Consider the following 13,019-nt stretch of genomic DNA (forward strand, 5'->3'; position numbering starts at 1 on the left):
GAACCTATGTTTTTAGTACTATGAAACACCGTTTAATTATTATAGCCTTATTTGTTTCAACCTTTTTGGGATGTACACAACTTGGTAAAAACCGACAGGATTCCATTGAAATTAGGAATAAACCCAATATTGTCTTTATTTTCACGGACGATCAAAGTTTCAAAGCGATCCATGCCTTAGGTAATGAAGAAATCCTCACCCCTACTATGGATAAATTGGTCCATGAGGGCGTTACTTTTACACATGCCTTTAATATGGGTGGCTGGAATGGGGCTATATGCCTTGCTTCCCGAGCTATGATGATAAGTGGGCGGTCGATATGGCGGGCTCAGGAAATTTCCAAAGCCTATTCTCAGGACGACGCTTTGGATAAAACATGGCCACGATTAATGCAAACCCAGGGTTATGACACCTACATGACCGGTAAATGGCATGTTCAAGCCAAACCTGAAAAAATATTTAATCACGTAGGTCATGTCCTTAGAGGCATGCCTTTTGATACCCCTGAGGGCTATGATCGCCCGAAGGATAAAACCGATACCTTATGGAAACCCTGGAAAAAAGAATTTGGCGGCTATTGGAAAGGAGGTACACATTGGAGTGAATTAGTTAAGCAAGATGCCCTGTTTTTTCTTGATAGTGCAGCTCAAAAAAAAGAGCCCTTTTTTATGTATGTGGCTTTTAATGCGCCTCACGATCCCAGGCAGTCTCCCAAAGCTTATGTGGATCAGTACCCACTTGAAAAAATTACTGTTCCCAAAAGTTATCTTCCCGAATACCCTTACGCCGAAATTATGGGAGCCGGGCAAAATTTAAGAGATGAAAAATTAGCGCCTTTTCCCAGAACAGAATATGCAGTAAAAGTAAACCGGCAAGAGTATTATGCCATTACCACACATCTGGACGATCAGATTAAAGCTATTTTGAATGCTTTGGAAGATTACGGTCTAATGGACAATACCTATATCTTTTTTACGTCCGATCACGGATTATCCGTAGGGGAACATGGCTTAATGGGGAAACAGAACATGTACGACCACAGCATAAGGGTGCCTTTGATGATGGTTGGACCAGATCTTCCCAAAAACAAAAAAGTAGATGCCGGTGTGTATTTACAGGACATCATGGCCACGGCATTGGACCTTGCCGGTGTACAAAAACCAGAGTATATCGAATTCAATAGTCTTTTAAATTTAATCGAAGATCAGGACAAAAAAAGCAAATACAATGGTATTTATGGGGTGTATGAAGCAAGATCTCAACGAATGATTAGAAAAGATTATTACAAATTAATACTTTATCCAAAAACGAAGCAAATCTTGTTGTATAACCTAAAGCATGACCCCCTGGAGCTAAAGAATATCGCAACGGATAAAAAGAACAGGGCATTAATTAAAACTCTTTTTAAGGACTTGATTACTTTACAAAAGGAAAAAGGAGATTCGTTAGACCTAAAATCCATTTATAACAAGGTGATATCATGACCCTGGACAGCCATCAACATTTTTGGAATTACAATCCCGTCCGTGATGCCTGGATAGATGATTCTATGGCAACCATCAGAAAGGATTTTTTGCCACAGGACTTGCAATCTATTCTTAAAAAAAATGGAATTGATGGGAGCATTGCGGTACAAGCAGACCCGTCGGAAACAGAGACCGAATTTCTTTTAAGTTGCGCGAAAACCAGCCCTTTTATAAAAGGTGTTGTTGGATGGGTAGATTTATTGAATGACAACCTGGAAGAGCGTTTATCACATTATTCAAAAAACAAGCTGTTAAAAGGGGTGCGCCATATTGTTCAGGCCGAACCTAATGATTTTATGTTGCGTACAGATTTTCAGCATGGCATAAGCAAATTGGAACGTTTTAATCTTACGTATGACATCCTGGTTTTTCCATATCAATTGAACGCCGCCATAAAATTGGCACACAGATTTCCCAATCAAAAATTTGTATTGGACCATATGGGGAAACCTTTTATTAAAACTGGGGAAATAGACCAATGGAAAAAGGATATTATAGCCCTTTCAAAAGCATCGAACGTCTACTGTAAAGTATCAGGGATGGTCACCGAAGCCAACTTAACCCAATGGAAAATATCTGACTTTAAACCTTATTTAGACGTGATTTTTGAAGCCTTTGGGACCGATAGGGTTTTGTATGGCTCCGACTGGCCTGTTTGTCTGTTAGCGGCAAAATACGAGCAACAGTTGCGTATAATACAAGACTATATAAGTGCTTTTTCGAATTATGAAAAAGCAAAAATTATGGGAATCAATGCCCGGGATTTTTATCACTGCTAAACTTAAATTAATTAAAATGAAAACATTACTTTCTAGAACTCTGGTATCGTTGCTCCTGATATCCCTAATTGTTTCTTGCAAACATCATGAACAGCAAAAAGCCCCTGTTGATAAAGAAGCGATTAAAACAGATTATTTAAACGAATCTAAAGCTGAATTTGATGAGAGAATGGCCTGGTGGCGTAATGCCCGTTTTGGCATGTTTATCCATTGGGGTCCCTATGCTGTGCCTGCGGGCATTCATAACGGAGAAAAAATAAAAGGTATTGGGGAGTGGATCATGCTAAGAGCTAAAATTCCGATTAAAGACTATGAAATTTATGCCAAACAGTTTAATCCTGTAAACTTTAATGCAGATGCATGGGCCAAACTTATGAAAAGTGCGGGCATGAAGTATGTGGTTATCACTTCAAAACACCATGATGGCTTTGCGCTTTGGGACAGTGAGGTATCTTCATACGATATGGTTGATTTCTCTACTTATGGCAAAGATATTTTAAAACAACTTTCTCAGGCCTGTAAAAATCATGGGATTAAGTTTGGCACCTACCACTCCATTATGGATTGGCACCACCCTAAAGCGCAAAGCGATACCTACACAGGAGATCGAGAAATAAACGAGGAGGACAAAAAAGAATTTAAGGACTATTTGGAAAATTACCTTAAGCCTCAAATAAAGGAACTCATAACCCAATATGATACGGATATATTATGGTTTGATGGCGAATGGGTTAAAGAATTCACTCACGATCAGGGTAAAGCGTTATACCAATATGTTAGGGAGTTAAAACCAACTATCATTATTAATAACAGAGTGGATAAAGGGAGACAAGGCATGCAGGGAATGACCAAAGATGATGCGGATTATGCTGGCGATTTTGGCACACCTGAACAGGAAATCTTGGAAGGTACAGCCTCCTCCGATTGGGAATCGTGCATGACCATGAATGACACCTGGGGATACAAGTCGTATGACCAGAATTGGAAATCTGCCTCCGTACTCATACACAACCTCCTTGATATTGTTGCCAAAGGAGGTAACTACCTGTTAAATGTCGGACCCACAGCCGAAGGCCTCATTCCACAACCCAGTGTTGAACGTTTAACGGCAATGGGGACGTGGTTATCAACCAACGGAGATGCCATCTATAAAACCGAACGTCTCAAAAACAACTTCAAACAAGGGGAAGACCTTCGTTTTACCAAGAAAAAAGACACGAACACTATTTATGCCATTACCCTGAAAAAACCAGATAAAATAGTCACTTTAAATTCTATTGAACCCGAGGAAAATTCAACCATAAATGTATTAGGGTATACCAGCGATTTAAAATGGGAATACAGCAAAGAATCAGGATTAAAAATTCACCTTCCGGAAGATATATTATCATCTTGGAACGAAAATAGTTTTGCCTGGTGTTTCAAAATTATAGGTAAAGAAATACAATGAATTTAAATTTAAGGGATAAAGTCATTATCGTAACGGGAGGGTCCAAAGGGATAGGATTAGGGATCGTTAAAACGCTCATTCAGGAAAAGGCCATTCCTGTGATGATTAGCCGGAATGAACAAAGCTTATTAGACGTTGTCAATACCCATAAATTAAAAGGTGTGAATTTAACATATGCCGTTACCGAGCTCACCGATGATGAACAATGCAAAGCTGCAGTATTGGAAGTTATAAAAAAATATGGGCGTATCGATGGTCTGGTAAATAATGCAGGTGTAAACGATGGTATTGGATTGGAAGGTGGCAATTACGAGAATTTCATACAATCGCTCAAGCGCAACCTGGCACACTATTATTCCATGGCACACTATGTATTACCCGAATTGAAAAAAAGTAAGGGAGCCATTGTAAATATTGGTTCAAAAACCTCCGTTACAGGACAAGGAGGAACTTCGGGATATGCTGCAGCCAATGGTGGCAGAAATGCTTTAACACGTGAATGGGCCCTAGAATTACTGCCTTATGGCATAAGAGTCAATGCCGTCATAGTGGCCGAATGCTATACGCCCCTCTATGAAAAATGGATTCAGACCTTCGATAATCCCGAAAAAAAACTAAAGGACATTACCCAAAAAATTCCACTTGAGAACAGAATGACCACCATTGAAGAAATTGGAGATACCGTGGCCTTTTTACTCTCGAATAGATCAAGTCATACCACTGGTCAGCTCATTTTTGTAGACGGCGGATACACCCATTTGGATAGGGCATTATAAAATATGTTTAAATGAAACGATATTGTTTGGCAATAGACCTAAAAAACGATCCTGAGCTTATTGCAGAATATAAAAGACACCATAAAAACGTTTGGCCGGAAATTTCAGAAAGTATTAAAGCAGCAGGTATCGATAATGCCGAAATATACTGTGTTGGCAACCGTTTGTTTATGATTCTGGAAGTTAATCCTTCATTCTCTTTTGAAAAGAAAGCAGAAATGGATGCTCATAATCCGCACGTACAAGAATGGGAAACCTTAATGTGGCGGTATCAACAAGCCTTGCCTGTTGCCAAAGCGGGTGAAAAATGGCTTTTAATGGAAAAAATTTATCAGCTTAAATAAAACGCAGTGAGCATAGGACTATTCATCCCTTGTTATATCGATCAATTATACCCTAAGGTGGGTATAGCGACACTCGAACTTCTGGAAAAACTAAATGTACAGGTGACCTATCCTTCCGGGCAAACCTGCTGTGGACAACCCATGGCCAATGCTGGTTATGAAAGAGAGTCTTTAGGAGCATGCCAAAACTTTGTGAAAAACTTTAAGGATTTCGATTATGTTGTGACCCCGTCCGGCAGTTGTGCCTATCACGTAAAAAAACACTACAACATTATGGAGCAAACGCCTACCACCCAAAAAGTGAGGAACAACATATTCGAGCTTTGCGATTTTATAATCAATGTGTTAAAAATTAAGGATGTGGGCGCCACTTTCCCCTTTAGGGTTGGTTTACACCAAAGCTGCCATGGCCTCCGCGGTTTACGTTTAGGGTCATGCTCAGAACGTGTTGGAAACCATTATTCGTATATGGAGGATTTGCTACAACAGGTTAAGGGCGTTCGAATTATGCCGCTTAACAGGGCTGACGAATGTTGTGGGTTTGGCGGTACTTTTGCCGTAACCGAAGAAGCCGTATCCATTAAAATGGGTAAGGATAAAATAAAAGACCACCTTAACAACGGTGTAGAAATTATTACCGCAACAGACATGTCCTGCTTAATGCATTTAGAAGGCTTAATAATGCGTAACAAACAACCCATAAAGGTGATGCACATTGCAGAAATACTAAATAGTGGCAGTTAACAAAACAACCATGAGTCACCCAAAATTAGCAAATATCTTTAATGAAGACGAAAAGAAAGTCGACTGGCACGACAAAGCCTTATGGTTTGTACGACACAAAAGGGATCTTTCTGCGCATAAAGTAAAAGGTTGGGAAACGCTGCGTGAATTCGGGCATCAAATCAAAGCCCACACGCTTGCAAATCTGGACCAATATTTAATTGAATTTGAAAAAAATGCTCTTAGCAATGGTATTGAAGTCCATTGGGCCACAAATGCTGAAGAACACAATAAAATTGTACACCGTATTCTAAAAGAATGCCAGGCAAAAAAAGTGGTTAAGAGCAAATCCATGCTTACGGAAGAATGTCACCTAAATCCCTTTTTGGAAGAGCGTGGCATTGAAGTTATTGATACCGATTTGGGTGAACGCATTGTGCAATTAGCGAAGGAATCTCCGAGTCATATTGTTTTACCTGCCATCCATAAAAACAGGCATGAAGTTGATGATTTATTTCAACAACATTTAAACACCAAACCATGCAATGGTGACCCTCAATACCTTACCCAAAAAGCTAGAAAACATCTTCGTGAAAAATTCATTAATGCCGATGCAGCCATTACCGGAGTAAATTTTGCCATTGCCGAAACCGGAGGTTTTGTAGTTTGCACTAATGAGGGTAATGCCGATATGGGAGCCCATCTTGCCCCAGTTCATATAGCGTGTATGGGAATGGAAAAACTCATTCCAAAGCAAGATCATTTAGGGGTATTTTTGCGTTTACTGGCTCGATCGGCTACCGGACAACCCATAACGACATATTCCTCGCATTTTAAAACCCCAGCAAAAGGCCTTAAAATGCATATCGTTATCGTCGACAACGGACGTTCTGAGCAATTGGGCAAACCTGATTTCAGGGCATCGTTACACTGTATACGATGTGGTGCATGTATGAATACCTGTCCCATTTATAGACGTAGTGGCGGACATAGCTACAACTATACCATACCAGGACCCATTGGCTCTATTCTTTCCCCTGGAAAAGATTTAAAAAAGCACAGTAGTCTGCCCTTTGCCTCTACCCTTTGTGGATCCTGTTCTGATGTGTGCCCTGTTAAAATTGACATTCACTCCCAATTGTATAAATGGCGACAAATTATAACCAAGGAAATGAAGCAGCCTATGCTAAAACGGAAATCTATGAAAATTATGGGTAGCCTCTTTTCAAATCCAACACAATTTAATCGCTTCGCCAAATTCTGCCGATGGGCCTTGCGGAACTTACCCAAATCCATTTTATATGCCAAACCCAATGTTTGGGGAAAATCAAGAGAATTACCCAAAGGTCCTAAAATGAGTTTTACCGAATGGCATCAAAACAGAGAAAACACAAAAAGAATGAAAAATAATGGATAGTAGATCTCAAATATTAACAAAAATAAAAGCGAATAAACCCGAACCTATGGATTTACTCCATATTGACCCAAGCATTTTTGATGAAGGTCTGGATGTAGTACCTGCATTTACTAAAACGCTTGAGGCCGTTGGGGGTAATGTATGTCCCATAGATTCAATGGAAGCGGTGCATTCAAAACTAAAGACCTTGCTACCCAATGCCCGATTTACTCATTCTACACTTGAAAATACCCATGAAATCAACACGTTTTCTTTCGATGCTATTGAAAGACCCCATGACTTGGAAGATTTGGATATCTTGATGGTGAAGAGTGATTTGGCCGTCGCCGAAAATGGCGCTGTTTGGATTGATGATTCAAAATTCCCCATACGCGTACTGCCCTTTATTACCAAGCACCTGGTTTTTGTTATAGAAGAAAAAGCAATAGTTCCTTACATGCATCAAGCCTATGAGAAAATCCGAGACTTTAACTTTGGAGTCTTTATTTCAGGCCCTTCAAAAACCGCAGATATTGAACAAGCCCTTGTTATAGGCGCACAGGGCGCCCTTAGTTTAACCGTTTTGCTGTTAACTGCAGATACCACCCCTTAACCCCCCTTGAAATGGGTATTGCCATAGTGAATTGAACATTAAATAAGTCAACATCTTTACTTATAAAAATCGTTATTTAACAAAGGAATATCATAAATTTAAAGTTTAAAAGCTAACGGTATTTATGCTTTCGATTTAATGAATTTTAGCAGATTAAACATATCCTCTAAACAAGCCGAAGGGATTCTCTTGAGGCTCTATAACCTCGAAGGATCAGCATGGCCTTTACCGGGTGAAATGGATTTTAACTTTAAAATACAGACCTTAGCTTCCAACGACTACATTCTGAAAATTTCACGCCCCAATGACACCCTGGAGCTACTTGATTTTCAGCAACAGCTATTACAATATATTGAAGCTACTGGCAGCCATTTGATTGCTCCTAAAGTGGTTCAAGACATTTACGGTAAAAGCCTATCTGAAATTACTGATGCTTATGGACACAGGCGTCATGTTCGTTTGTTAACTTGGATCCCCGGAAGGATTTGGAGCGATGTTAATCCACAATTGGATGATTTACGTTTTAGTTTGGGGAAACAGTTTGGCCTTTTAACAAAAACATTACAGGGGTTTGACCATGACATGGCGCACCGTGAATTTGTATGGGATGTGGCCCAGGCGCTTTGGACAAAAGACCATATCGCTTTATTTAAGGGCGAGGAAAAAGATATCCTGAGTTCATTTCTGGAGCAATTTGAAGCCTCACAAAAGCCCTATGCCTTATTAAGAAAAGCCGTGGTACATAACGATGCAAACGACAACAATATTATTGTTTCAGAAGATCTGCGCAAGCCAACTGTAAAAGCTGCCATCGATTATGGCGACTCAGTTTACACACAAATTATTAACGATTTGGCAATCGCCTGTGCCTACGCCATGATGAATCACAACGATCCTCTGGATGCGGCCCTTCCCGTTGTTAAAGGATACCACAGTGCCTTTCCCTTGCTGGAAGAAGAATTGGACTACCTGTACATTACCATCGCTATGCGTTTGGTGATTTCGGTTACCAAATCTGCTATCAATAAAATTAAAGAACCCGATAATAAGTACCTACTTATAAGTGAAAAACCCGCTTGGGCAGTCTTGAAAAAATGGCATTTAACTTCAATGGCATTTGCCACTTATAGCTTTCGATGGGCCTGTGGTTATACAGCGCATCCCCATGAAGAAAAATTTATCGAATGGTCCGAAAGCAATACCTTTTACCTTTCGGATCTATTCCCTAGTATTGGCAAAAATGACATTCATTCTCTTGATTTAAGTGTATCGGGCAAATGGGTAGGGCATCAGGAAGAATTTAATGATTTAGCCCTTTTCGAATTTAAAATTAACCAGCTTCAAAAAAAGGTTCCCCATAAAATCATCGCCGGAGGTTATTTGGAACCCCGTGTTCTATACACCTCTTCGGCTTACCATAAAATTGGTAATAGTGGTAAGGAAAGCCGGACCATACATTTAGGGATTGATTTCTGGATTCCTCATGGTACTCCTGTTTGTGCTTTGCTTGATGGCGAAGTAGTCATGGCTGTAAACGATGCCGGAGATAAGGAATATGGGGGCCTGGTTGTTTTAAAGCATGCTCGTGGCACCTTAATTTTTTATACCCTTTATGGGCATTTAAGTGTAAAAAGTGCCACAAGGCATAACGTTGGGGATCTTATAAAAAAGGGAGACATCATCGGCTTATTGGGTAATTATCCCGAAAATGGCAATTGGGTACCCCATCTTCATTTTCAAATGATGTTGTCCTTATTGGATTATAAGACCGATTTTCCCGGAGTCGCCTATCACAGGCAAATGGAGGTTTGGAAAGGGATTTGTCCGAATCCAAACCTACTGTTTAAACTAAGACCCCTTGACCAAAAGAATTCAGTTTCTAATAATGACTTGATTCGTTACCGAAAACAACATCTGGGAAAAAGCCTAAGTCTTCAATATAAAGTCCCTGTAAAAATGGTTCGGGGCTCAGGACAATATCTTATAGACCAATATGGCAAAAGCTATCTGGATACCGTAAATAACGTGGCCCATGTTGGACATGAGAACTATGGCGTTGTAAAAGCAGGTCAGGATCAAATGGCTCTCATCAATACCAATACACGTTATTTACATGAGTATATTAACACCCTGACAAAAGAACTTTTAGAGACCTTACCACCACGATTAAATGTAGTGCATTTTGTAAATTCGGGAAGCGAAGCCAACGAACTGGCCATTAGAATGGTAAAGGCAGCTACCGGTGAACGGGATATTATAGCGTCGGAATTTGGGTATCATGGCAATACCAATAGTTGTGTCGCCATATCATCCTATAAATTTGATAGTAAGGGCGGACAGGGTGCTCCGGAGCACACCCATATTTTTCCGATCCCCGATGCCTTTAGAGGCAAATACAGGGGGAATAACACGGCCAGTGCCTATGCCGATGAAGTACAAAGACAAATAGATAAAGTTAGAAAAAAAGGACGTGGTGTTGGTGCTTTTATTATTGAACCCATTATTAGCTGTGGAGGTCAAATTGAACTGCCCAAAGGATTTTTGAATGAAGCCTACAAGAAAATTAGGGCGGCCGGCGGGCTTTGCATTTCTGATGAAGTGCAGGTAGGTTGTGGTCGTGTAGGAAAAACATTCTGGGGATTTCAATTGCATGATGTCGCTCCTGACATTATTACAATAGGCAAGCCCTTAGGGAATGGGCATCCTCTGGCTGCGGTGGTTTGTACTCAAGATGTAGCCAATGCATTCGCCAACGGTATGGAATATTTTAACACCTTTGGTGGTAATCCGGTATCTTGCGCCATTGGGGCTGAAGTTTTGAGGATTGTGAAACAAGAAAACCTGCAGGAAAATGCCAGGCTTATAGGCCAATTTTTAAAATCAGAATTAAAAACGCTGGCTAAAACATTTCCCATTATTGGCGAGGTTCGTGGTCAAGGTTTGTTTTTGGGAATAGAGTTAGTGGATAGCGATTTGAACCCCTTGCCAAAACAGACTGATTACCTGGTTAACCGTATGAAAGACCATGGCATTTTAATGAGTTCGGATGGTCCCAGCGGTAATGTGCTAAAAATTAAACCCCCGATGATTTTTACAAAGGCAAATGCCAAAGATCTCATTTTTTACCTGAGTCAAATTTTAAATGAGGATTTTATGAAATCAGGAAATATAGATTAATCCCCCTTGTATGGTGCATTTATTTTACATTCGAAACAAGATTCTCCCTAGGTTCAATCCGCATGCAACCCTTGTTTTAAATGATGTTTCAAATCGATTTAATTATCTTAAATTTAGTCTTTACCTAAAAGTTTGTATTATAAAAAATTCCTTATGTTTGATAACATGTCGACCCTAGACCACTACTTGAAAATAGCCATAAGGGCTTCACTAATTGCAGGAGAAGAGATCCTTAAAATTTACCATTCGGATTTTTCAATAGGTTATAAAGACGATAAATCTCCACTTACACAGGCAGATTTGGTGTCAAACGAAATTATTAGAAATAAACTTGAAACAACTGGCATACCCATTATAAGTGAAGAAAGTAAACAAGTGTCATACTCCACAAGAAAAAGCTGGAGCCAATGCTGGATTGTGGATCCCATTGATGGCACCAAAGAATTTATAAAAAAGAATGGTGAGTTTACTATAAATATTGCACTTATAAAAAATGGAATAACAACATTAGGCATCATTTATGTACCTGTAGATAAGGCACTCTATTACACCAATTCAAATAAAACAAGAGCATACAAAACGGTTATCCAAGATGTGAACCACCCTCTGGAGCACATTCTATTTCAAGACGAGCATTCCATACAGCTTTCTTTAGAACACCATACGAAAGTACGGGTGGTAGGTAGTCGATCCCATATGAATCAGGAGACTCTGAATTATGTTGAAAGTCTCAAAGAAAAAGGCAAGCAGGTGGACATTGTTTCTAAGGGCAGTTCATTAAAATTTTGTCTAATGGCTGAAGGGAAAGCGGATATTTATCCTAGATTTGCGCCTACGATGGAATGGGATACCGCAGCGGGTCAGGCCATTTGTGAAGCTGTTGGATTAAAGGTAATTGACCAGCAAACGGACAAACCAATGACATACAACAGGGAAAATTTGTTAAACAGTTATTTTTTAGTTTCAAGGTAAAAGATGTCCTCTAACATACACAAAAGACATATAGCAAAGGCAATAACCTGGAGAATAATTGGAACATTCGATACCTTTGTATTATCCTGGATCATAACAGGAAACCCATTATCGGGGCTTAAAATTAGTGGCTTGGAGCTGGTAACAAAAATGATTCTGTACTATGGTCATGAACAACTTTGGTATAAAGTTAATGTAACCGAAAGCCAGAAAAGACATTTGTTTAAAACCGTAACCTGGCGCATCATAGGAACTTTAGACACCATGTTAATCGCATGGATTATTACAGGCAATCCATTAACCGGGTTTAGCATTGGCCTTGCTGAAGTGCTTACAAAAATGGGATTATATTATTTACATGAACGGGCATGGTATAAAATAAATTTTGGCTTAGATAAACGAAGATCTTCAAAACAATGACAAAACATCTTACAGACCACAAATACAAAATTAGCAAGGAGGAGCGTCAAAAATTAAATGGGCATAATTCATTTTTGGTTTTTTTTACTGGTTTATCGGGCTCAGGAAAATCGACATTAGCCAATGCATTGGAAGTAAAACTGAACCTGATGCATATTCACACCTATGTTTTGGATGGGGATAACATAAGACGTGGCATCAATAAAAATTTAGGGTTCTCTCCCGAAGATCGATCGGAAAACAATAGGCGAATAGGTGAAATATCAAAACTATTTGTCGATGCCGGCTTGGTGGTTCTTGCTGCTTTTGTGGCCCCCTATGAAAAGGACAGAAATTTTATTAGGAACACTGTCGGATTGGATAATTACATCGAAGTTTTTGTAAACACCAGTCTGGAAGAATGTGAAAGAAGAGATGTTAAAGGTTTATATAAAAAAGCCCGGCAAGGAAAAATTAAAAATATGACCGGTATATCGGCTCCCTATGAAATTCCGGAAAACCCGGATGTGGTAGTATCCCATGTAAATACGGTTGCCGAATCTGTTGCTATTATTTTTCAACATATAAAAGGCAAATTGGACCTAAAATAAAAAGCCTCCTGTTTCCAGGAAGCGCTATCGTTAGGGCGGGGAGACTCCCTTCCCTTCGTCTACGCTCAGGGTAAACTCGCTCAGGATAAACTTCTCGCCTCCATGGCATAGTCCCATAAAAAGGTAATCCATAAAAAAAGCCTCTTGTTTCCAAGAAGCTCTATCGTACGGGCGGGGAGACTCGAACTCCCACACCTCGCGGCACTAGATCCTAAGTCTAGCGTGTCTACCAATTCCACCACGCCCGCTAAAT

General features: G+C 39.8%; 12 protein-coding genes and 1 tRNA gene. 12 read left to right on the forward strand and 1 reads right to left on the reverse strand.

What is annotated here, in order from left to right; translation table 11 throughout:
* Positions 1-20: 20 nt before the first annotated feature.
* From MR054_RS02440 to cysC, 12 genes are all read left to right on the forward strand, one after another.
* Complete coding sequence (locus MR054_RS02440; protein WP_242155833.1) at positions 21-1,484, forward strand: sulfatase family protein; 1,464 nt, start codon at positions 21-23, stop codon at positions 1,482-1,484.
* Positions 1,481-2,305, forward strand: a complete 825-nt coding sequence (locus MR054_RS02445; protein ID WP_242155835.1) for an amidohydrolase family protein — start codon at positions 1,481-1,483, stop codon at positions 2,303-2,305. Before MR054_RS02440 ends, MR054_RS02445 begins: the two co-directional genes overlap by 4 nt.
* A 16-nt stretch (positions 2,306-2,321) precedes the next feature.
* Complete coding sequence (locus tag MR054_RS02450; protein ID WP_242155837.1) at positions 2,322-3,755, forward strand: alpha-L-fucosidase; 1,434 nt, start codon at positions 2,322-2,324, stop codon at positions 3,753-3,755.
* A complete protein-coding gene (locus tag MR054_RS02455) occupies positions 3,752-4,531 on the forward strand; it encodes an L-fucose dehydrogenase (protein ID WP_242155839.1) in 780 nt (259 codons plus the stop codon). The genes MR054_RS02450 and MR054_RS02455 overlap by 4 nt, the downstream gene beginning before the upstream one ends.
* Positions 4,532-4,542: 11 nt before the next feature.
* Entirely contained in the window at positions 4,543-4,875 is a 333-nt protein-coding gene (locus MR054_RS02460) for an L-rhamnose mutarotase (protein WP_242084328.1), read from the forward strand.
* Positions 4,876-4,881: 6 nt separating this feature from the next.
* Positions 4,882-5,619: a (Fe-S)-binding protein gene (locus tag MR054_RS02465; protein ID WP_242155841.1), complete on the forward strand. Its 738-nt coding sequence runs from the start codon at positions 4,882-4,884 to the stop codon at positions 5,617-5,619.
* A gap of 10 nt (positions 5,620-5,629) precedes the next feature.
* Entirely contained in the window at positions 5,630-7,015 is a 1,386-nt protein-coding gene (locus MR054_RS02470; RefSeq protein WP_242155842.1) for a lactate utilization protein B, read from the forward strand.
* Positions 7,008-7,607 (forward strand): LutC/YkgG family protein, encoded by a 600-nt coding sequence (locus MR054_RS02475; RefSeq protein ID WP_242155851.1) that lies wholly within the window; start codon positions 7,008-7,010, stop codon positions 7,605-7,607. The genes MR054_RS02470 and MR054_RS02475 overlap by 8 nt, the downstream gene beginning before the upstream one ends.
* 138 nt (positions 7,608-7,745) lie before the next feature.
* Positions 7,746-10,784, forward strand: a complete 3,039-nt coding sequence (locus tag MR054_RS02480; protein ID WP_242155853.1) for an aminotransferase class III-fold pyridoxal phosphate-dependent enzyme — start codon at positions 7,746-7,748, stop codon at positions 10,782-10,784.
* Between the two features lie 153 nt (positions 10,785-10,937).
* Positions 10,938-11,756 carry a 3'(2'),5'-bisphosphate nucleotidase CysQ gene (cysQ, locus tag MR054_RS02485; RefSeq protein ID WP_242155855.1) on the forward strand — a complete coding sequence of 273 codons (819 nt, stop codon included), beginning with the start codon at positions 10,938-10,940 and terminating at the stop codon, positions 11,754-11,756.
* Between the two features lie 3 nt (positions 11,757-11,759).
* Complete coding sequence (locus MR054_RS02490) at positions 11,760-12,176, forward strand: DUF2061 domain-containing protein (RefSeq protein ID WP_242155857.1); 417 nt, start codon at positions 11,760-11,762, stop codon at positions 12,174-12,176.
* The gene (cysC, locus tag MR054_RS02495; protein ID WP_242155860.1) at positions 12,173-12,766 is read left to right on the forward strand and encodes an adenylyl-sulfate kinase; all 594 of its coding nucleotides are present in this window, start codon (positions 12,173-12,175) and stop codon (positions 12,764-12,766) included. The genes MR054_RS02490 and cysC overlap by 4 nt, the downstream gene beginning before the upstream one ends.
* Positions 12,767-12,932: 166 nt before the next feature.
* Here the strand turns inward: cysC and MR054_RS02500 are convergent.
* Positions 12,933-13,014: transfer RNA gene (locus MR054_RS02500), tRNA-Leu, on the reverse strand.
* Between the last annotated feature and the right edge of the window lie 5 nt (positions 13,015-13,019).

Origin of the sequence: Aestuariivivens sediminis (assembly GCF_022662105.1) — a bacterium.
Lineage (GTDB): Bacteria > Bacteroidota > Bacteroidia > Flavobacteriales > Flavobacteriaceae > Aestuariivivens > Aestuariivivens sediminis.